General features: G+C 62.1%; 19 protein-coding genes and 1 pseudogene. 14 read left to right on the top strand and 6 right to left on the bottom strand.

From position 1 onward, the window contains the following. Position 1: 1 nt before the first annotated feature. Positions 2-2122, bottom strand: a complete 2121-nt coding sequence (locus tag ACODSV_RS12500) for a TonB-dependent receptor plug domain-containing protein (protein ID WP_150095241.1) — start codon at positions 2120-2122, stop codon at positions 2-4. Between the two features lie 195 nt (positions 2123-2317). Between ACODSV_RS12500 and ACODSV_RS12495 the strand changes: the two genes are divergently transcribed. The 9 genes from ACODSV_RS12495 to ACODSV_RS12455 all read left to right on the top strand — a co-directional run bounded on the left by ACODSV_RS12495 (position 2318) and on the right by ACODSV_RS12455 (position 10181). Next, a complete protein-coding gene (locus ACODSV_RS12495; RefSeq protein WP_024074320.1) occupies positions 2318-3343 on the top strand; it encodes an NAD(P)H-dependent glycerol-3-phosphate dehydrogenase in 1026 nt (341 codons plus the stop codon). A gap of 10 nt (positions 3344-3353) precedes the next feature. Continuing rightward, positions 3354-3701, top strand: coding sequence for a DUF4389 domain-containing protein (locus ACODSV_RS12490; RefSeq protein WP_024074321.1), 348 nt, complete (start codon positions 3354-3356; stop codon positions 3699-3701). After that, on the top strand, positions 3698-4147 hold the full coding sequence (sixA, locus tag ACODSV_RS12485) for a phosphohistidine phosphatase SixA (protein ID WP_024074322.1): 450 nt from the start codon (positions 3698-3700) through the stop codon (positions 4145-4147). Before ACODSV_RS12490 ends, sixA begins: the two co-directional genes overlap by 4 nt. A gap of 85 nt (positions 4148-4232) precedes the next feature. Beyond that, positions 4233-5888, top strand: a complete 1656-nt coding sequence (locus ACODSV_RS12480) for an AMP-binding protein (protein ID WP_150055006.1) — start codon at positions 4233-4235, stop codon at positions 5886-5888. Positions 5889-5918: 30 nt separating this feature from the next. Next, positions 5919-6362 (top strand): hotdog fold thioesterase, encoded by a 444-nt coding sequence (locus ACODSV_RS12475; RefSeq protein WP_024074324.1) that lies wholly within the window; start codon positions 5919-5921, stop codon positions 6360-6362. A 97-nt stretch (positions 6363-6459) separates the two neighbouring features. Further along, entirely contained in the window at positions 6460-7263 is an 804-nt protein-coding gene (locus ACODSV_RS12470; RefSeq protein ID WP_150055005.1) for an alpha/beta fold hydrolase, read from the top strand. Continuing rightward, positions 7260-8114, top strand: a complete 855-nt coding sequence (locus ACODSV_RS12465) for an alpha/beta hydrolase (protein ID WP_150095240.1) — start codon at positions 7260-7262, stop codon at positions 8112-8114. Before ACODSV_RS12470 ends, ACODSV_RS12465 begins: the two co-directional genes overlap by 4 nt. A 114-nt stretch (positions 8115-8228) precedes the next feature. Next, positions 8229-9047 carry a DUF4892 domain-containing protein gene (locus tag ACODSV_RS12460; protein WP_024074327.1) on the top strand — a complete coding sequence of 273 codons (819 nt, stop codon included), beginning with the start codon at positions 8229-8231 and terminating at the stop codon, positions 9045-9047. Between the two features lie 72 nt (positions 9048-9119). Continuing rightward, complete coding sequence (locus tag ACODSV_RS12455; RefSeq protein WP_024074328.1) at positions 9120-10181, top strand: AI-2E family transporter; 1062 nt, start codon at positions 9120-9122, stop codon at positions 10179-10181. Positions 10182-10212: 31 nt separating this feature from the next. On the opposite strand, the gene ACODSV_RS12450 is transcribed toward ACODSV_RS12455, so the two are convergent. Beyond that, positions 10213-11247: a sensor histidine kinase gene (locus ACODSV_RS12450; RefSeq protein ID WP_069075588.1), complete on the bottom strand. Its 1035-nt coding sequence runs from the start codon at positions 11245-11247 to the stop codon at positions 10213-10215. Further along, positions 11247-12011, bottom strand: coding sequence for a response regulator (locus ACODSV_RS12445; RefSeq protein WP_041161131.1), 765 nt, complete (start codon positions 12009-12011; stop codon positions 11247-11249). Before ACODSV_RS12445 ends, ACODSV_RS12450 begins: the two co-directional genes overlap by 1 nt. 259 nt (positions 12012-12270) lie before the next feature. Between ACODSV_RS12445 and pyrF the strand changes: the two genes are divergently transcribed. After that, complete coding sequence (pyrF, locus tag ACODSV_RS12440) at positions 12271-12969, top strand: orotidine-5'-phosphate decarboxylase (protein WP_069075589.1); 699 nt, start codon at positions 12271-12273, stop codon at positions 12967-12969. Between the two features lie 62 nt (positions 12970-13031). Here pyrF and ACODSV_RS12435 read toward each other — a convergent pair whose 3' ends face one another. Then, on the bottom strand, positions 13032-14039 hold the full coding sequence (locus ACODSV_RS12435; protein ID WP_024074332.1) for an NADP-dependent oxidoreductase: 1008 nt from the start codon (positions 14037-14039) through the stop codon (positions 13032-13034). A 227-nt stretch (positions 14040-14266) separates the two neighbouring features. Between ACODSV_RS12435 and ACODSV_RS12430 the strand changes: the two genes are divergently transcribed. The 4 genes and pseudogenes from ACODSV_RS12430 to ACODSV_RS12415 all read left to right on the top strand — a co-directional run bounded on the left by ACODSV_RS12430 (position 14267) and on the right by ACODSV_RS12415 (position 18726). Then, positions 14267-15028 carry an SDR family oxidoreductase gene (locus tag ACODSV_RS12430; RefSeq protein ID WP_024074333.1) on the top strand — a complete coding sequence of 254 codons (762 nt, stop codon included), beginning with the start codon at positions 14267-14269 and terminating at the stop codon, positions 15026-15028. 203 nt (positions 15029-15231) lie between these two features. After that, a complete protein-coding gene (locus tag ACODSV_RS12425) occupies positions 15232-16644 on the top strand; it encodes an aminotransferase-like domain-containing protein (RefSeq protein WP_150055004.1) in 1413 nt (470 codons plus the stop codon). Positions 16645-16758: 114 nt separating this feature from the next. Continuing rightward, a pseudogene (locus ACODSV_RS12420) lies at positions 16759-17865 on the top strand (HAMP domain-containing protein); the annotation flags it as partial. Continuing rightward, positions 17845-18726: a methyl-accepting chemotaxis protein gene (locus ACODSV_RS12415; protein ID WP_370531106.1), complete on the top strand. Its 882-nt coding sequence runs from the start codon at positions 17845-17847 to the stop codon at positions 18724-18726. The pseudogene ACODSV_RS12420 and the gene ACODSV_RS12415, both read left to right, overlap by 21 nt. Positions 18727-18762: 36 nt before the next feature. Here ACODSV_RS12415 and ACODSV_RS12410 read toward each other — a convergent pair whose 3' ends face one another. Continuing rightward, the gene (locus ACODSV_RS12410) at positions 18763-19575 is read right to left on the bottom strand and encodes an alpha/beta fold hydrolase (RefSeq protein ID WP_024074337.1); all 813 of its coding nucleotides are present in this window, start codon (positions 19573-19575) and stop codon (positions 18763-18765) included. A gap of 114 nt (positions 19576-19689) precedes the next feature. Continuing rightward, positions 19690-20460 (bottom strand): hypothetical protein, encoded by a 771-nt coding sequence (locus ACODSV_RS12405; protein WP_024074338.1) that lies wholly within the window; start codon positions 20458-20460, stop codon positions 19690-19692. Between the last annotated feature and the right edge of the window lie 411 nt (positions 20461-20871).

Genomic DNA, 20871 nt, shown 5'->3' with positions numbered 1-20871 from the left:
GTCAGAACTCTAACTCCGCGCTGAAGTAGAGTACGTGGCGATGGTCATAATTGTTATCGGCCCAGGTGGTGGGCTGGTTGTCGAGGCGTGTTTGCAACATACCGGCCAGCTCCACGTTGGCTTTGCCCAGGGCAAGGCGCTTGGCCACCCGCAGGTCGACCCGTTCGAAGCGATATTGGTTGAGTGCGTCGTCGCCATAGTAGAACAGCGCGCTGGACCAGCCTTGCCCCCATTCGCGCAGCCAGCCGGCCGAGCCGCTGTTGCGCGCGGTCTGTGCCTTGTCCCGCGGGTTGCTGGTGGTGGCGTCGACGTAAGCGTAGGTGAGCCGCAGGCGGTCGGCGTTGCTCATGCGCCAGTCGAACTGTGATTCGGCGCCGGTAAACCGCGAACTGTTGGCGTTGCTGGCAATGTATTGGTTATTGCGCAACGGCGAGCTGATCATGTCGGTGATTTCGTCGTAGAACAGTTTCACGTCCATGTTCAGTCCGAGGTCGGCAAAAAAGCCGTTATAGCCCAGTTCCCGTGATTTCATCAGCTCTTTATCGAGGTTTCCGGGGCCGCGTGTCACTACAAAGTATTGCCCGGAATTCTGCCCGTAGGTCGGGGAGCTGAGGTTGGTGACGCGGTAGCTCCAGTTGACGTTGTTCTCGAACATGTCCGGGGAACGGATGGCTTCGGAGTACACCGCGCGCAGGCCGTGGCGCGGGTTGATCAGGTAGTTGACCGCCACTCGCGGCGTCAGCGAGTTGCCGCTCAGGTGGGTGTCTTCATACATGGCACCGCCTTGCAGCAACCAGTGTTCGCTGGCGCGCCATTCCAGTTGGCCGAACAGGCGCCAGGTGGTGTCGTCCAGGGTGCCATTGAAATAGGTGTCGGAGTCGGCGCGGTCGTAGCGATAGTTCATGCCGCTGACCAGGCGCAGGCTGTCGGAGAGGCTCAGGGTGTCCTGGACCTCCAGGTCGTAGCGGCTTTCGCGGGTGCTCTGGTCGATATTGCCGCATACGCTCTGGTTGGCGCCGTTGCGCCACTGGTCCAGCACTTCGTTGGCCAAGGCTTGCTCGGCGGCGCTACCGGGCGGGGCGGTGCCCTGGCTGTAGGTGTCCATGTGCCGGGCCAACTGTTCGGCGTAGTTGGGGTTCAGTTGCCACAGGCGGGTCAGCTCCGGGCTGAACGACACCTTGGCGTCACAGGCTTTCCAGACCTGCCGGCGGTCCCATTGTTGCGCTGAGCCCTGGATGTACAGGCTGTGCTCGGGGTTGAAATCGAAGTTCCAGCGCAGCGAGCCGGCATAGTCCTTGGCAGTGACGTCGGAGTTGTCACCGCCTTCGGTAATCCCGGCAAATACAGGTGTGTAGGTATAGGGACGCTGGTTGGTCCCTTCCTTGGCGTTCAGTTGCCAATCGATACTCTGTTGCGCATTCAACGTCTGGCTGACTGCCAGGCTGAAGCGGTTGAGACGCCGACCGTCACGGCGGTCGGCGCCCACGGCATCGCTGTCAAAGCCATCGTCCTGCTGCCCGGACATGGACAGGCGCAAGTCACCGGTTTCCCAGCCCACGCCCTGGCTGGCATAGAAATCGTTGATCCCCCGTTCGCCACGAACCACTTTCACCCGCGTGCCATGGCTATTGGCCGGCGCGCGCGTGAGGATATTGACCACGGCCATCAACGCGTTGGCGCCGTAACTGACCGTATTGGGCCCACGGAACACTTCGATGCGCTCGATATCCTCCATGGCCACCGGGATATCGCTCCAGTCCACGGTTGCCAGGCCTGCGCGGTACACCGAGCGTCCGTCGATCAGCACTTGCATGCGTCGCGCATCGCTGGCGCTGGTGCCGTGGTAGTTCACTGCCGCCTGGTTACCGGTGGTGTAGCCCACCATCATCCCCGGCACCAGCCGCAGCAGCTCGGCGATGTCTCGCGCACCACTGGCCTTGATCAGCTCGCTGTCGATCACGGTCATGCTGCCGGGCACGGCGGCGGCCGATTGCTTGAGGCGCGTGGCGGTGAGGACCTGGGGCAGCGGCTGGCTGTCGAGGAACAGGTCGTCGGCACACACAGCGCCGCTGAACAGCAGCAACCACCACAGGGATGAACGGGGAGGAGGGCCCAAATACACGGCACGGCCTTGATAATTACGGATAGCCGCCCATGTTAACTGAGGCGGGGCCATTTGCCAGTCGCCACCCTTGCAATTACTTCACACAGGCATGGCATTTTCCGACAGGCGTGCGAATTGACACGGGGGCTGGCCGCAAGCGGGTCGGCCCGTATAATGCCGCCATCGCCACTGGTATGGATTAACGGATTGCATATGACTGAACAGCGCCCTATTGCGGTCCTGGGAGGCGGAAGTTTTGGTACCGCCGTGGCTAACCTGCTGGCTGAGAACGGTCACCCGGTGCGTCAGTGGATGCGTGATCCCGAGCAGGCCGAGGCCATTCGCGTGCATCGGGAAAACCCCCGTTACCTCAAAGGCATCAAGATTCATCCGGCGGTCGAGCCGGTTACCGACTTGCAGGCCACGCTGGAGGCGTGCGAGCTGTGCTTCGTCGCGCTGCCTTCCAGCGCCTTGCGTTCGGTGCTGGCGCCGCATGCCGAGCGCCTGGCGGGCAAGCTGCTGGTCAGCCTCACCAAGGGCATCGAAGCGCACACCTTCAAGCTGATGAGCGAAATTCTCGAGGAGATCGCTCCGCAGGCGCGCATTGGCGTGTTGTCCGGGCCGAACCTGGCGCGGGAAGTGGCGGAGCACGCGCTGACCGCCACCGTGATCGCCAGTGAAGACGAAGCGCTCTGCGAGCGTGTCCAGGCGGTACTGCATGGCCGGACCTTCCGGGTCTATGCCAGTGGCGACCGCTTCGGTGTCGAACTGGGCGGTGCGTTGAAAAACGTCTACGCCATCATCGCCGGCATGGCGGTGGCTCTGGGCATGGGGGAAAACACCAAGAGCATGCTGATCACTCGCGCCCTGGCGGAAATGACCCGTTTTGCGGTGAACCAGGGGGCCAATCCGATGACCTTCCTGGGCCTGGCGGGCGTGGGCGACTTGATCGTCACCTGTTCGTCGCCCAAGAGCCGTAACTACCAGGTTGGTTTTGCGCTCGGCCAGGGTTTGAGCCTGGAAGACGCCGTCACACGTCTGGGTGAAGTGGCCGAAGGGGTCAATACCCTCAAGGTGCTGAAGGCCAAGGCCCAGGAAGTCGGGGTGTATATGCCGCTGGTGGCCGGCTTGCATGCGATCCTGTTTGAGGGGCGCACCTTGAACCAGGTCATCGAGTTGCTGATGCGCGCCGAGCCGAAAACCGATGTCGACTTTATTTCCACCAGTGGTTTCAACTGAGGAACGCGTCATGAACGATCCGAAAGCAGCTCCCAAGTACGAATCCATTGCCTTGCGCATCCTGTGGATGCTGGTGTTTGCCCTGGTGTGGCAAGTGGCGCAGTTCCTGCTCGGTGCGCTGGTGGTGGTGCAGTTGGTTTACCGCCTGGTCTACGGCGCACCGAACCTGGGCCTGATGAACTTTGGCGATAGCCTCAGCCAGTTTCTCGCGCAGATCGGCCGCTTTGGCAGTTTCCACACCGAACAAAAGCCATGGCCGTTCGCCGATTGGCCAACCCCGCGCGCGCCGGAAGGTGAAGCCGCCCACAGCGTGCCGCCGGCACCGCACCCGGTGCGCGACGAGGAGCCGAAGCTATGAAGTTGTGGGTGTTGCGTCACGGTGAGGCCGAGGGCCATGCCCGTACCGATGCCGAGCGCGAACTCACCGAGCATGGCCGTGCCGAGGTGTTGCGCAGTGCGGCGCACCTGATCGGCCAGCCTGTGGACGCGATCATTGCCAGCCCGTACGTGCGGGCGCAGCAAACTGCACAGTTGGTGCGGCAGGCGTTGGGTTTTGAAGCGGACATCCGCACGGTGCCTTGGCTCACGCCGGAGGGCAATCCGCTGGAGGTTCTGAACAAGCTCGACAGCGATGACAATGTGCTGCTGGTCAGCCATCAGCCCCTGGTCGGCAGCTTGATCAGCTTTCTGCAGCATGGTCATCAGCGTCAGCCGCAGCCCATGCACACCGCCAGCCTGGCGGAGCTAGAGGGCGACTTCCCGTTGGCGGGGCTGATGAGCCTGGTCAGTGTGAAGAATCCGTAGGCTTTCTCGCCGCTTTGTGTGTGCTATATAGTCAACCAAGCAAGTGCTTGGTTGGCTATCGCCGGATCACAAAGGAGCGCGTCCCATGCCTGTCGCTTTTCGTTTGCCGTTGCAGGTCTTCTACGAACGTGAAGCGCGGCACCCGCGCCAACCTTTTCTTGTCCAGCCCATCGGGGGTGGCGCGGTACAGACCCTCACCTGGGGTGATGTCGGCCACCAGGCACGCTGCGCCGCACACTGGCTGCGCGCCAGGGAGCTGCCCCAGGGCTCGCATATCGCTCTGATCTCGAAAAACTGCGCGCACTGGATCATCGCTGACCTCGCGATATGGATGGCCGGGCATGTCTCGGTGCCGCTCTATCCCAACCTCACCGCCGATTCCGTTACCCATGTGCTGCAGCATTCCGAGGCCGTGCTGGTATTCATCGGCAAGCTCGATGACTGGCCGACCATGGCCCCCGGCGTGCCTGCCGGCGTGCCCACCATCAGCCTGCCGCTTTGCCCGGCCGGCGACTTTGATTACCGCTGGGCCGACCTGCAAGCCTGTTCACCGATCCAGGATGATCCGCTACCGCCGGCCTCGGCCCTCGCCACCATCATTTATACCTCCGGCACCACCGGCCTGCCCAAAGGCGTGATGCACAGCTTCGGCGCCCTGGGCTTTGCCGCTACGCACGGCACTGAGTTGTTTGGCCTGGGGGAGGGCGACCGGCTGTTGTCCTACCTGCCGCTGTGCCATGTGGCGGAGCGGATGTTTGTGGAAATGGCTTCTATCTATACCGGGCAAACCGTTTATTTCGCTGAAAGCCTCGATACTTTTCTGACGGATCTGCGTCGGGCGCGGCCCACGGCGTTGTTTGGCGTACCGCGTATCTGGACCAAATTCCAGATGGGCGTCTATGCCAGGATCCCGGGAAAGCGCCTGGACAGGTTGTTGCGCCTGCCATTTATCGGTAAGCGCGTGGGCCATAAAGTCCTCGCCGGCCTGGGGCTCGACGCGCTGCGCATTGCACTCTCCGGCGCGGCGCCGGTGCCTGAGGCCCTGCTGCGCTGGTATCAGCGTCTGGGCCTGGATGTGCTGGAGGTGTATGGCATGACCGAGAACTGTGGCTACTCCCATGTGTGCCGCCCTGGCCAGCAGAAGATCGGCTGGATCGGCCTGCCGTGCCCCGGCGTTGAAGTGCGCATTGACCAGGCCGGTGAAGTGCAGGTGCGTAGTGGCGCGACCATGCTGGGCTACTTCAAGGACGCGCAAAGAACGGCTGAAGTGCTGACCGAAGATGGCTTCCTGCGCACTGGCGACAAAGGGGAGCAGGACGCCGACGGCCGCCTGCGCCTGACCGGACGGCTCAAGGAAATCTTCAAGACCAGCAAAGGCAAATACGTGGCCCCGGCACCGATTGAAAACCGCCTGGCCGAACATGCGCGCATCGAACAGGTATGTGTGGTCGGTGACGGCCTTACCGCGCCCATGGGCCTGTGCGTGCTGTCAACGGTGGGCCAGCCCGAGGCGCGCCATGCCTTGCAGGACAGCCTCGAGCGTTGGCTGGAACAGGTCAACGCGGCCTTGGACAAACATGAGCGTTTGCGGCAACTGGTGGTGGTAAAAGACACCTGGGCGGTAGAAAACGGCTTTCTGACGCCGACCCTGAAGATCAAGCGCAACGTGATTGAATCGACTTACGGTCCACAGTTTCAGGTGTGGAGCGAGCGCACCGAAGTGATTCTGTGGCAGGATTAGGGCCATCATAAAACCAACAAGGACAACGGTATGAGCCTGTGGCGCACCCAACCCAATATCGAGCAACTCAACGCGAGCCAGAAAAACACCATTGGTGAGTTGCTGGATATTCGTTTCGAAAGTTTCGACGACGAGTCCCTGACCGCCAGCATGGTGGTTGACCATCGCACCCACCAGCCCTACGGCCTGCTGCACGGCGGGGCGTCGGTGGTGCTGGCCGAAAGTGTCGGCTCCATGGCCGCCTACCTGTGCATCGATGCCAGCAAGTTCTATTGCGTGGGCCTGGAGGTCAACGCCAACCACCTGCGCGGGGTGCGCAGCGGGCGGGTGACGGCGGTGGCCAAGGCGATTCATATCGGCCGCACCACGCAGGTGTGGGACATCCGCCTGACCAACGATGAAGGCAAGACCAGTTGTGTCTCGCGCCTGACCATGGCCGTGGTGCCCCTGGGCGAGACCCCGCCGGCGCGATAGGCGTGGCGTGAGTGTCATCATTCCTGGCGGTTACGGTCATTGCTGTCCGAGCCAGGCGTGGGACAATCAGTGTCTGTTTTTTGTCGATGGAACCGGTATGTCGCAGCCTGTGTTTTTTGCCCACGCCAATGGCTTTCCTTCCGCTACCTACGGCAAGCTGTTTGCCGCCCTGGCGCCGGAATATGCAGTGGCCCATCTGCCGCAGCACGGCCACGACCCCAGGTTCCCAGTGGACGATAACTGGCAGAACCTGGTGGACGAACTGATCCACCATCTGGAGCAACAGCCAGAACCGGTGTGGGGGGTAGGCCATTCCCTGGGCGGTGTACTGCATTTGCATGCGGCCATGCGCTGCCCGCAGCTGTATCGCGGCGTGGTGATGCTCGATTCGCCAGTGCTGACCCGCGCGGACCGTTGGGTGATCCGTGCCGCCAAGCGCTTTGGCTTTATCGATCGCCTCACGCCGGCCGGGCGTACCCTGGGGCGTCGCGAAGAGTTCACAGACCTTGAGGCCGCGCGCAGTTATTTCGCGGGCAAGACCCTGTTTCGCGGCTTCGACCCGGAATGCTTCGACGCCTATCTGCAACACGGCCTGCAGCAGGTGGGTGATCGCCTGCGCCTGCGCTTTGACCCCGCTACCGAAATCAGCATCTACCGAGGCGTGCCCCACACCAGCCCAGGCCAGGTGCGCCAGTTGAAAGTGCCCTTGGCAGTGGTGCGCGGTCGCCAGAGTCGGGTGGTGATGCGTCACCATGCCAGCGGCGTCGACCGCTTGCCCATGGGCGAAATGCTCACCATGCCGGGCGGTCACATGTTTCCCCTTGAACGCCCCCAGGACACTGCAACCTTGATCAAGAACGTGTTCACTCGTTGGCAGACCCGCGAGCGCAGTTGCGCATGAGTACGCCCGTCGAAGAGGTTCGCCTGAACTTGCCGCATATCGAATTGGCGGCGCACCTGTTCGGCCCCGAGGATGGCGTGCCGGTGATCGCCCTGCATGGCTGGCTGGATAATGCCAACAGCTTTGCGCGGTTGGCGCCGAAGCTGCAGGGCTTGCGCATCGTCGCGCTGGACATGGCCGGGCACGGGCACTCGGCGCATCGCCCTGTCGGGGCCGGTTATGCCTTGTGGGATTATGTCTTTGACGTGCTGCAAGTCGCCGAGCAACTGGGCTGGAAACGTTTTGCATTACTTGGCCACTCCCTAGGCGCCATCGTCTCGTTGGTACTGGCCGGCGCCTTGCCGGAGCGCGTGACGCACCTGGGGTTGATCGACGGCGTGATCCCGCCGACCGCCAGTGGTGAGAATGCCGCTGAGCGCCTGGGCATGGCGTTGCAGGCGCAACTGAACCTGCGGGACAAGCGCAAACCGGTCTACAGCACCCTGGAGCGTGCGGTCGAGGCGCGCATGAAAGGGGTGGTGGCTGTCAGCCGCGAAGCCGCGGAACTGCTGGCCCAGCGCGGTTTGATGCCGGTGCCGGGCGGTTACACGTGGCGTACCGACAGCCGCCTGACCCTGGCGTCGCCGATGCGTCTGACTGATGAGCAGGCGATGGCGTTCGTGCGCAGAGTGAGTTGCCCTACGCAATTGGTGGTCGCGGCTGACGGCATGCTGGCGAAACATTCCGAATTGCTTTCTCAACTACCCTTTACGGTCACAACGCTGCCGGGAGGCCATCATTTACACCTGAATGATGAGCCGGGCGCGGTCCTTGTTGCAGACTGTTTCAATCGGTTCTTCCACGCGCCTTGACTTGGCGCGGGCAACTGCCGAGGCTGGGCGGATTGAAAGGGAGTCAACCATGTACGATCTCAACACCGATCTTGAAACTGCTGTGACCTCCGATGGCCAGGGCTTGCCGATCCGATGAGCCTGCGTAAAGGATGTATCCGTGCCCTCGGCCTGTGCTGTTTCAGCCCCTTGGTGTTCGCCGCCGATGTGCCGGGAAGCCAGGATTTACCTGCCGTGTCCCGCCAGGTTGATGCGCAAATCGTCGATTACCGCCCCGCTGAAGAAAAGGAACGCATCTACCCCATGGGCGCGATCCGCAAGATCAGCGGCCAACTGCGCTACGAAGGCCAGGCCACTGCCCGCGGGCGAACCACGGCGATCACCTATGAACTGCCCGCCGAACACACCTCCAGCGCCGCTTTCACTGCCACGCGCGAAGCCTTGCAGGCCAAGGGCGCGCAACTGCTGTTCTGGTGCCAGGCCCGCGATTGCGGCGAAAGCAGCCTGTGGGCCAATGAAGTGTTCGGCAATGCCAAGCTGGTCGGCGCCGACGGCCAGCAGGAGTACCTGCTCTTGCGCCTGGCCGCCCCGCAGGAAAACTCCCTCGTGGCGCTGTACGGCATCACCCGGGGCAATCGCCGGGCTTATCTGCATGTCGAGCAAATAGACGCCGGCGCACCGCTCGGCGAGCTGCTGCCAACCTCCGCCACGCTGTTGCGAGAGCTGAAAAGCACCGGCGAACTGGACTTCCCGACCTTGGGCACAGACCCTGACGCCACCTGGTTGACCTTGATATCCCGCGGGTTGAACCTCGACACCACCTTGCGTGTCAGTTTGACCGGCCCTACTGCCGAAGCGTGGCGCCAGGCCCTGGTTGACAGCGGTGTGCGGGCTACGCGGCTGGAGACCGGCACGGATCAAGCCAAGGGTCTGCACCTGCATCTGATACGCTGACCGTAACAGGGCGAACGGACCCGTGCCGTTCGCCTAAGCTCTCCTCCTACAGCCTTTTGCTAGAGATACCCCATGCTCAATAACGATCGCCTGCTGGTGCAAATCCTGCTGCTGGTGCTGTTCGGTGCCAGCTTCTGGGTGATGGCGCCGTTCTGGTCGGCGCTGTTCTGGGGCGCGGTGCTGGCGTTTGCCAGTTGGCCGCTGATGCGTCTGCTCACCCGTTGGCTCGGCGGTCGTGAATCCCTGGCCGCCGGCATCCTGACCTTGGGCTGGATGCTGCTGGTGGCGGTGCCATTGGTGTGGCTCGGGTTCAACCTGGCGGACCATGTGCGTGATGCGGTGGCGCTGATCAAGGATATTCAGGTCGACGGTTTGCCCGCGGCGCCGACCTGGCTGGGTTCGATCCCGTTTGTCGGCGAGCGGTTGGTGGCGATGTGGGACAGCATTGACCAGCAGGGCGCGGCGCTGATGGTCAGCCTCAAGCCGTACCTGGGGCAGGTCGGGAATTGGCTGCTGGCGCGCAGTGCGCAGATCGGCGGCGGCATTCTGGAGCTGACCCTGAGCCTGGTGTTCGTGTTCTTTTTCTATCGTGACGGGCCGCGCCTGGCGATGTTCGTGCACCGCTTGCTGGAGCGCCTGATTGGTGACCGTGCCGGTTATTACATCGAGTTGGTGGCTGGCACCGTGCAGCGCGTGGTCAACGGCGTAATCGGTACCGCCGCCGCCCAGGCGTTGCTGGCGCTGATCGGCTTCCTGATCGCCGGTGTGCCGGGCGCACTGGTATTGGGTATTGTCACCTTCCTGCTCAGCCTGATCCCCATGGGGCCACCGCTGGTGTGGATTCCGGCCACGGCCTGGCTGGCGTGGAAGGGCGATTACACATATGCGGTGTTCCTCGGCGTGTGGGGCACGTTCATCATCAGCGGCGTGGACAACGTGCTCAAACCGTACCTGATTAGCCGTGGCGGCAACCTGCCGCTGGTTATCGTGCTGCTTGGGGTGTTCGGCGGGTTGATCGCCTTTGGCTTTATCGGCCTGTTTATCGGCCCGACCCTGTTGGCGGTGGCGTACAGCCTCTTGATGGATTGGAGCGCGACCCAGGCCCAGGGGCGGCGTGATGACAAAACGCTGTAGAGGCTTGCAGTCGCTACGGCTTCAACTCCCCCTAGCGGCGGGGGAGCCACATGACGGCGGTGAGGCCGCCGCCCGGAGTGTCTTCCAGGCTCAGGCGGCCGCCGAGGCGCTCCACCGCGTCTTTGGCGATTGTCATCCCCAGGCCGACGCCGCCGGAGTTGCGGTTGCGTGAGCCTTCCAGCCGATAGAACGGTTCGAACACCGCTTCTCGTTTATCCGCCGCAATCCCCGGCCCGTGGTCGATCACGCGGATAATCAGGGCCTCGCGGCTATCCTGCAGTTCCACACGCGCCGTGCCAGCGTAGCGCAGGGCGTTGTCGATCAGGTTGTTCAGGCAGGAGCGCAGCGCCATGGGCTGCACCTGCAAAGGCGCGCAGGTGCCGGCAAACTGCACATCGGAACCTTGGTCCTGGGCGTTCTCGCTGAGGGACTCCACCAGCGCCTGGACGTCGAGCCAGTGTCGGGTTTCGCTGGTGCGTTGTTCATGCAGGTAGCTCAGGGTAGCGTCGAGCATGCCAATCATGTCGTCCAGGTCCTGGCGCATCTGGCCTTGCAGCTTGGTGTCTTCGATCTGCTCCAGGCGCAGCTTGAGGCGTGACAGCGGGGTGCGCAGGTCATGGGAGACCGCGCCGAGCATACGTGCACGCTGGCTGACCTGCTCGCGAATGCGCTTTTGCATCAGGTTGAAGGTCGATGCCGCCTGTCGGGCTTCCCTGGGGCCGGATTCGTCGAGGGGCGGGCTGTCGAGGTCGAGGCTCAAGCGTTCGGCCGCCGCACTCAGGCGCTGGATCGGTCGGCTCAACAGTTTGGCGCCGTACCAGGCCGCGATGATCAACGAGATGAACTGAAACGTCAGCGGTACCACCGGGCCACCAAACCACGGGCGACGATGCTTGTGCAGGGGCTTCATCGTGCCATCGGGCTGCTGCACAAAGGTTTCTGCAGGCGGCGGTGGCGGCGGGCCGTAGTGGTGAAACCAAAAGAACGCCAGGCCATGGGCCAGCACAATCGCAATCAGCAACACGCCGAACAGCCTGCCGAACAGCGTGTTGAAGGTGTTGCGCATCAGCCGATATCCCGCGCGTCGAACAGGTAGCCTTCACCACGCACGGTCTTGATCAATTGCGGTGCCTTCGGGTCATCGCCCAGCTTTTGGCGCAGGCGTGAAACCAGCAAGTCGATGCTGCGATCAAACGCCTCGATAGAGCGCCCACGGGCGGCGTCCAGCAATTGTTCGCGGCTGAGCACCCGACGCGGCCGCTCGATAAATACCCACAGCAGGCGGAATTCGGCGTTGGACAGCGGTACCACCAGGCCATCGTCGGCCACCAGTTGGCGCAGCACACTGTTCAGGCGCCAACTGTCGAAGCGGATGTTGGCGCGCTGCTCAGTGCGGTCATCGCGTACCCGGCGCAGGATGGTCTGGATCCGCGCGACCAGCTCACGGGGTTCGAACGGCTTGGACATATAGTCGTCGGCGCCCAGCTCCAGGCCGATGATGCGGTCAGTGGGTTCGCAGCGGGCGGTGAGCATCAGGATCGGGATATCCGATTCGGCGCGCAGCCAGCGGCACAGCGACAGGCCGTCTTCGCCCGGCAGCATCAGGTCGAGCACCACCACGTCGAACGTTTCCGCTTGCATGGCCACGCGCATCGCGGCGCCGTCGGTCACGCCGCTGGCGAGAATATTGAAACGCGCCAGATAGTCGATCAGCAGTTCGCGGATCGGCACATCGTCGTCTACGATCAGCGCTCGGGTATTCCAGCGCTTTTCATCGGCGATCACCGCGCTTTTTTGCTCGTCGTTCACAGAAGCCGAAGGGGTATGCATAGTGCGATCATCTGCCTGGTTGTAGCGGTCAGCATAGGCGCCCAGCCCCATGGCTGGAAGTGCTGCACGGTGGGTCGTGCGGGCGAGCCTAGCCTTGGGGCGTGTTGAGGGCATGTCGTGAATGTATCGGCTTTGAAATAATTCACCGAAAGGCCTGTCCGAGGGCGCCTGGTCAGTATTTACCGATCATCGGATCCCGCAACAGCGCCGCTTGCGCTACAATCCGCGCCGATTTCGACTTGCCTGAGAGCCTATTCCAATGTCCGTCTGCCAGACTCCTATCATCGTCGCCCTGGATTACCCCACCCGTGACGCCGCACTGAAGCTGGCTGATCAGTTGGACCCGAAGCTTTGCCGGGTCAAAGTCGGCAAGGAACTCTTCACCAGTTGCGCCGCGGAAATTGTCGGCACCCTGCGTGACAAAGGCTTCGAAGTGTTCCTCGACCTGAAATTCCACGACATCCCCAACACCACTGCGATGGCGGTCAAGGCTGCGGCTGAAATGGGCGTGTGGATGGTCAACGTGCACTGCTCCGGCGGCCTGCGCATGATGACAGCCTGCCGCGAAGTGCTGGAACAGCGCAGCGGCCCCAAACCCTTGCTGATCGGTGTCACCGTGCTGACCAGCATGGAGCGTGAAGACCTGGCCGGCATCGGCCTGGACATCGAGCCTCAGGAACAAGTGCTGCGCCTGGCCGCCCTGGCCGACAAAGCCGGCCTGGATGGCCTGGTCTGCTCGGCGCTGGAAGCCCAGGCCCTGAAGACCGCTCACCCGTCGCTGCAACTGGTGACCCCGGGCATTCGCCCGGCGGGCAGTGCCCAGGATGACCAGCGTCGTATCCTGACGCCGCGTCAGGCACTGGATGCAGGCTCTGATTACCTGGTGATCGGCCGTCCGATCAGCCAGGCAGCCGATCCGGCCAAAGCGTTGGCGGCGGTAGTGGCCGAGATCGCCTGATCAGTCACCGATCAAAAATATGGGAGGGGGCAAGCCCTTCCCATATTTACAGCGGTTGTCGATCAGTCGACCTTGAGCACCAACTTGCCAAAGTTTTCCCCGTTGAACAGCTTCATCAGCGTCTCCGGGAATGTCTCCAGCCCCTCCACGATATCTTCCTTGCTCTTGAGCTTGCCCTGGGCCATCCAGCTGGCCATTTCCTGCCCGGCCGCCGCAAAGTTCGCCGCATGGTCCATCACCACGAAGCCTTCCATACGCGCGCGATTGACCAGCAATGACAGATAATTGGCCGGGCCTTTCACGGCCTCCTTATTGTTGTACTGGCTGATGGCGCCGCAAATCACCACACGGGCTTTGAGTGCCAGGCGGCTGAGCACGGCGTCGAGAATATCGCCGCCGACGTTATCGAAATACACATCCACGCCTTTGGGGCACTCGCGCTTGAGAGCGGCGGGCACGTCTTCGTTCTTGTAGTCGATGGCGGCGTCGAAGCCCAGCTCATCCACCAGGAACTTGCACTTGTCGGCGCCGCCGGCAATGCCTACCACGCGACAGCCTTTGATCTTGGCGATCTGCCCGGCAATGCTGCCGACCGCGCCGGCCGCGCCGGAGATCACCACCGTTTCGCCAGCCTTGGGCGCGCCGGTGTCCAGCAGGGCAAAGTAGGCGGTCATGCCGGTCATGCCCAGCGCCGAGAGGTAGCGGGGCAGGGGCGCGAGTTGCGGGTCGACCTTATAGAAACCACGCGGCTCGCCCAGAAAGTAATCCTGCACGCCCAGGGCACCGTTTACGTAGTCCCCCACTGCAAAGTTCGGGTTGTTCGAGGCAATCACCTTGCCCACGCCCAGCGCACGCATGACTTCGCCGATACCGACGGGGGGAATGTAGGATTTGCCCTCATTCATCCAGCCGCGCATGGCCGGGTCGAGGGACAGGTATTCGTTGTGCACCAGCACCTGCCCCTCCTGGGGCGTGCCCACGGGCACTTCCTGGTAGGTGAAGGTTTCCCGCGTGGCTGCGCCGACCGGGCGTTTGGCAAGCAGGAACTGGCGGTTGGTCTGGGCGGTCATGGCAAGGGCTCTTTAGAAATGAACCTGAGTGATAGACCCAAGATGGCCTGGAAGCAAGGTTGTCCGAGGCGGGCGAATGCCCGCCGATAGGCCGTGATGATAGTGATCCACGACGCCTTATCACTGCGACGCATACAGCCTCAACCGGCCTTCTGATAGTGCTGACGCGCCTATCCGGCTGTTGGCTAGACTCGTCCCACGGTAACTTTTCCCAAAGGACATCCTCCATGAGCATGACGTTTTCCGGCCAGGTCGCCCTGGTCACTGGCGCCGCCGCCGGTATCGGCCGCGCGACCGCCCTGGCATTCGCAGGTGAAGGCTTGAAGGTCGTGGTAGCCGACTTGGATGTGGCAGGGGGCGAGGGCACCGTCGAGCTGATCCGGCAGGCCGGTGGTGAAGCGCTGTTTGTGCGTTGCAACGTCACGCTTGAAGCGGATGTGCAGCAACTGATGGCGCAGACCGTCGCCGTGTATGGCCGCCTGGACTATGCCTTCAACAATGCGGGCATCGAGATCGAGAAGGGCAAGCTGGCCGACGGCAGCCTGGATGAGTTCGACGCCATCATGGGCGTCAACGTGAAAGGGGTTTGGCTGTGCATGAAGTACCAACTGCCGTTGCTGCTGGCCCAGGGCGGCGGTGCGATCGTCAATACCGCATCGGTGGCGGGGTTGGGCGCGGCGCCGAAGATGAGCATCTACGCTGCCTCCAAGCATGCGGTGATCGGCCTGACGAAGTCGGCGGCCATCGAATATGCGAAAAAGAAAATTCGTGTCAACGCGGTATGCCCGGCGGTGATTGATACCGATATGTTCCGCCGTGCCTATGAAGCCGACCCGCGCAAAGCCGAATTTGCAGCGGCCATGCATCCGGTAGGGCGCATCGGCAAGGTCGAGGAAATCGCCAGCGCCGTGTTGTACCTGTGCAGTGATGGGGCCGCCTTCACAACTGGCCATGCGCTCGCGGTGGACGGTGGCGCGACCGCAATCTAGGACTCCGTGCAGCGCGCCATTCGAAAAGGCATGAGGCGCTGTGGGGCGTTTCCAGAGCTGGCAAAGCGCCGCGGGTGAATGTGTATCACCAGGTAAATAAGCTAATAAAATCAATACTTTAATAAAGGTTGTCGGCCGGTTTGGCTGGGCTTCTGTGCTTAACTGTTTGAGGTTGAATAACAGACAGTTGAAGTGAGTGGCTCATGGATTTAGGGATCGATCGACAAGCCCTTGTACCGGTGGTGCAGCAAATCGTCAGTGCGGTGGCGGAATGGATTCGCAAGAGCGGGGTCAGCCCCGGTACCCGCTTGCCGTCCATCCGCCAGTTGGCCCTCGACAACTTGCTCAGCCAGTCCAGTGTCATCGAGGCATTCGAACGCATGGTGGCCCAGGGGGTGCTGGCCTCGAAACAGGGGGCGGGGTTCGTGGTCGCGCGTCCTCCCACCGTCCACGAATACCACTGGTATGAAGGCGCGGAACGGGAATGGGGGGACTTTACCGATAGCCCATTGGGTGAACTGAAGCTGGGGTGTGGCTGGTTGCCGGACGCCTGGCGCGAAAGTGATGACATCAGCTATGCGATTCGCGAAATCTCTCGCACCGATACCGGCGGTTTGTTCAACTACAGTACGCCGCTGGGGTTGCCGGCGTTGCGCGAACAGTTGCTCAAGCGCCTGACCCAGATCCGCGTGACCACCAGCCTCGATCGCATTCTCACCACCCAGGGCGCCAGCCATGCCCAGGACCTGTTGATACGCACCTTGCTCAAGGCGGGCGACACCGTCGTGGTCGAGACCCCAGGCTATGGCAACCTCTATCGCCAATTGGCGCATCATGGCGTCACGTTGCTGGAAGTGCCTCGGACCCGTGGCGGCCCGGACATCCCGGCGCTGGAGGCGCTGCTGCAACGGCATCACCCCACGTGCCTGTTCATCAACAGCCTCTATCACAACCCCACCGGCACCAGCCTGTGCCGCGCGGTCGCCGAGCGTTTGCTCGAACTGGCACGCCGTGAGGATTTCCTGATCATCGAGGAGGATGTCTACGGCGACCTGCAACACGCCAGCTGCACGCGACTGTCGGCGCTGCCCCATGATGACCGGGTCATCTATGTCTCGAGTTTTTCCAAGACCCTCAGTAGCGCCTTGCGGGTGGGCTACCTCAGCGCCAGCACCGCGCTCATTGCCCGCTTGGCTCACCTCAAGACCCTGACCGGCATCGGTACTTCGCGCTTTGCCGAGGCGGTGGTGGCCACGTTGCTGGCCAATGGTACCTACCGCAAGTGGGTGCAGCGCCTGCGCAAACGCCTGGGCACGCAGATGACCGCCACCTTGCAGGTACTGGAGGATGAGGAATGGCAGGTGTTTGCCGTGCCTGCCGGCGGGATGTTCCTGTGGGCGCGGCCTGCCGTGGCGGATCGTTCGCGGCTGCAGGCATATGCGCGCAAGTTCGGCGTCTTGTTGTCACCGGGGGCGCTGTTCAACCCGACGGGTGAATCCAGTGAGTGGCTGCGCATCAATGTGGCCTATGCTGATGATCAACGGGCACTTGCGTTATTCCGCGCCTTGGGCCCTACCAGATCGACCTCGACCATTCTGAAAACGACGAGCGTGTAGCTTTTTGCCATTATTCCGGCGCCAACAGCTTGTGCTCAATGCCTTGGGGTTGCGAATCTCGCTTCTTGTAAACCGGGCTTATGGCATCTGCCATTGCAAGAGGATTCAAGTGCAATGATTTCGGCCGTGCAACGACGTTTCGCCAACCTCGGTATGGCGAAAAAACTGGGCTTGGGCTTCCTTCTTGTCCTGCTGCTGACAGCTTTGGTGGCGGCCATCGGTGTGTGGTCCCTGCAAACCGTTGGCCAGCGTTTCGAAGGCCTCAAGGCAATGTCTTCGCTCAACAGCGGCCTGTTCAAGGTGCGCTTGATCGAGCAGGACTACGCGCTGCACGCCGACCCCAAGGCTGTCGATGCCCTGCATGAGAGCGTCGACGCGTTGGCGGCGCTGGCGGCCAGGCTCAAGGCAGAGTCCGCCGCCAATGTGCCAGTGATGACCGATGTGGAGCAGGCCCTGGCGGCTTATCGCAAGGCATTCGATGAGTTTGTCGAGCTGACCCAAACCAAGGACCTGGCCCTGGAAATGGCCACCTGGTCGGTGTCCAGCGTGGCCAATAACCTCGACGTGTTGCAGGCCGGCCTGGCGGACGATGGCGCGTATGGTCTCAAGGAGAGCCAGGGCAAGGAAGGTGCCGAGTTTATCGAGCAGGCGGGGCAGGTCAGCCAGGTCTCGCGCCTGATGTTGCAAGCCATGAACGAAGCCCATGTGCGCCTCGACCAGAGCCGCAAGGCCGACGCCGATGACTCTCAGCAGGGCAAGATCGAGCAGGCCGACCAGGCCCTGGCCCAGGTCGAACAACTGAAAACTTCGGTCAAGGACCCGGGTTACCAGACGGTGCTTAACGAAGTGTCCGGGCATATTGCCTCGTTCAGTGAAAAGCTCGGTGAATACACCGGCCTGCTGGCCCAGGAAAAGGTGGTCTACAAGCAGTTGCATGACCGCGCCGATCAAGTGGTCAGCCGAGTCAACCAGGCCTACGCCACCGAAGACCAATCGATGCAGGCGCAACTGAAGGAAAGCGCGATGTTGATCGTTGGCTCGTCAGCCTTGGCATTGTTGGTGGGGCTGATCGCTGCCTGGGTGATCACCCGGTTGATCGTGGCGCCGCTGCGCAGTGTGATTGCGGTGGCCCAGCAGATTGCCGCCGGAGACCTGAGTGGGCGCATGGAGGTTGATCGCCGCGATGAGATCGGCCAGCTGATGCAGGCCATGCAGCAGATGGGCAATGGCCTTAGCCACATGGTCAGCGGGTTGCAGGCGGGTATTGAGCAACTGGCCAGTTCGGCGCATACGTTATCCAGCGTGACTGAGCAGACCAACGTCGAGGTCAGCAGCCAGAAGGAAGAAACCGAGCAAGTGGCGACCGCGATGAACCAGATGACCGCCACGGTGCACGATGTGGCGCGCAACGCCGAGGAGGCTGCACAAGCGGCGCAGACGGCGGATGACAAGGTCGACAGTGGCCAGCAGGTGGTACGCCAGAGTTTGCAGCGCATAGAGTTGCTGGCCACTTCCAGCGCCCATGCCAGTGCCAGCATCGACAGCCTGAGTACGGAAATCCAGAACATCGGCACGGTGTTGAGCGTGATCAAAAGCGTGGCCGAACAGACCAACTTGCTCGCCTTGAATGCGGCAATCGAAGCGGCCCGAGCCGGCGAGCAAGGCCGTGGTTTTGCGGTGGTGGCCGATGAAGTGCGCGCGCTGGCCAAGCGCACCCAGCAGTCGACCGAGGAAATCGAGCGTCTGGTCAGCACTCTGCGTGCTGCGGCGCAGTCGTCGGTGCAGCAGATCCAGCAGAGTGGCGAGCTGGTGAAACTGGCGGTGAGCGATGCGCTGGAAACCGAAAGCGCCTTGGGCAGCATTGCCGTCGCGGTGTCATTGATCCAGCAGATGAACCAACAGATCGCCGCCGCTGCCGAGCAGCAGAGCTCGGTGGCCGAAGAGATCAATCGCAGTGTCACCAGCATCCGCGCGAGTGCCGATCAATCGGCATTGAGTATGCAAGGCAACGCCGCGTCGAGCATCCAGCTGGCGCAGTTGGGGGCGGAGCTGAAGGGGATGGTGGGGCACTTCCGCCTTTGATCGCCGCGTGCTGGCGGCGATCAAAAGGCAGGGCGATCAGGCGTGGTTGGCGAGGAAGGTCAGCAGGGCTTCATTGACGAAGTCCGGATTCTCCCGGCTGGAGATATGCCCGGCGTCTGGGATCAGGGTCAGGCTGCAGCCAATCAACTTGGCCATGGCGTCGGACTCGGCGGGTGGGCGCGGTTTGTCCTGCTCGCCGCACATCACCAGGGTGGTGTCGGCATCCAGGCGTGGCAATTGCTCCAGCACATCCGAGCGGCTGAAGATCAGCCGGCCCAGGGGCACGATGCTGTGCAGCAGGCGTTCCCGGGAGAATGACTGCAGGGCCCTGCGATAGTCCTGGTACAGCGCGGATTCGCGGTCGATGCCGGGGCGGAAGAAGATCGGTGCGATGACATCCAGCAAGGGCTCGGGGATCGCGCCGGTGTCTTCGATCATCTTGAACAGCGAGAAATAGTACTGGCGCGTGGCTTCGGGCTCGGCGCCGAGGTAGGTGTCCATCAGCACCAGGCTGTTGACGCGCCCAGGTGCCTGCAACGCCAGGCGTGCGCCCCACATGCCGCCGACCGACAGGCCGACCAGGTTGACCTGGGCAATTTCCAACTGATCGAGCAGGGCCAGGGCCTGACGCGCCAGGTCGTCGAGGGAGCGGGTTGACGCGGGCAGCGGGCCCGACTCGCCGTGCCCCCACAGTTCGGGGACGAGCACGCGGTACTGTTGCGACAGGGCTTCAATCTGCGGCGCCCACATATCGCGATCCCACAGGTAGCTTGAACCCAGGAGCACCGCTGGGCCGTTACCCAGGTCGAGATAGTGCAGCGGTTGTCCATCAATCACGGCGACAGGCATAGCAGGCCTCTAACTTCACGGAGTGAGGGGCACTTTTTTACGCTAGTCGAGAGCGGGGGGATAGGTACAAAGTGATGGCATGTGGCGACGGCGGTCGCCACATGGCGGTGGGGATCAGTCGTAGATGACTTTCTTCTTCCACTCGGCGTCGGCGTCGACGACTTTCAGGCCTTCCGTCAGTTCGTTGACTTCGTCTTCGGCAGGCTTGCTGTTGGTCAGCACCGTGGAGTTGGCGCGGGCCAGCTGCGACTCCAGCAATTGCAGCTGCGCACTGTACAGCACCGGTTCGGGCTGTTTGCGCAGGTACTGTACGCCACGTTCGAAGGCCAGGCGTGCCTGGCCCGGCTGGCCTTGCTGCAAGGCATGCTGGCCGAGGTTATTGAAGAACTCGATATGCAGCAGCACCAGGATATGCCGAATTTCCTTTATCCAGTGCTTGGCCTCGTTGGTCGGCAGGAAACCATCCTGGGCGGCGCGGGTGACCTGGCCGTGCAGGGCTTCCAGCAGGAAACGCACGTCCTTGGCCTTGGTTTCGGTCTGGATCGGGGCGGGCGGGTTGTTGACCGGAATCGACTCACCCTGGGCCACCAGGGCATTGAGCTCGGCGATCCGTGCCTTGACCGCGGCGTTGGTCCTATTGAGGTGCAACAGGCGTTGGTTGACGTTGAGTTCCAGGCGGGTCAGCAACAACTTGAGCGCCGGGGTCATCAACTGGCCAGGGAAAGTCTCGGTGATTTCACCGCAGCGACGCAGCCGATCATTGAGTTCGATCTCGGTGCGCTTCTTTTCCAGTTTGTTGTTTTCCACCACGTGGTTCATGTAGCCAATGGCGATCAGTATTACGATCCCGGCTATTACCAGCAGGGTGATCATGAGTGGTGTCACCGGTGTGACCTCTTTATAGGGTTTGCTGTTGAGTGTAGTGACTGGAACAACCGACGGATAGGACTCTTCGACCAGTTGCCCAGGTAGTTTCTTCTATATAGGTCGGCGCTCCCTGCATGGATGCACATTGCCATCATTTGCTGGAGCGAACTATAGCGTCTTGTAGGGCGTCAGAATATAGGCGTCAAGGGGCGGACGGGCAGAATGCCTGAGCAGGCTGGTAAACGGGGGCGAAGTCATTGATTTAAATAAATTTATCCTTGGGGGTTGACGACCTTTCAATCCATCCATAGAATGCGCGCCACTTACAGCGTAAAGCACACAGCGAAACGCGGTAGGGAGTGAATGTTGTACGTGTGTCCCCTTCGTCTAGTGGCCTAGGACACCGCCCTTTCACGGCGGTAACAGGGG

It is taken from the genome of Pseudomonas sp. FG86 (genome assembly GCF_057808775.1).
The sequence above is the reverse complement of the archived record's forward strand: the minus strand, read 5'-3'. Positions and strand labels throughout refer to the sequence as shown.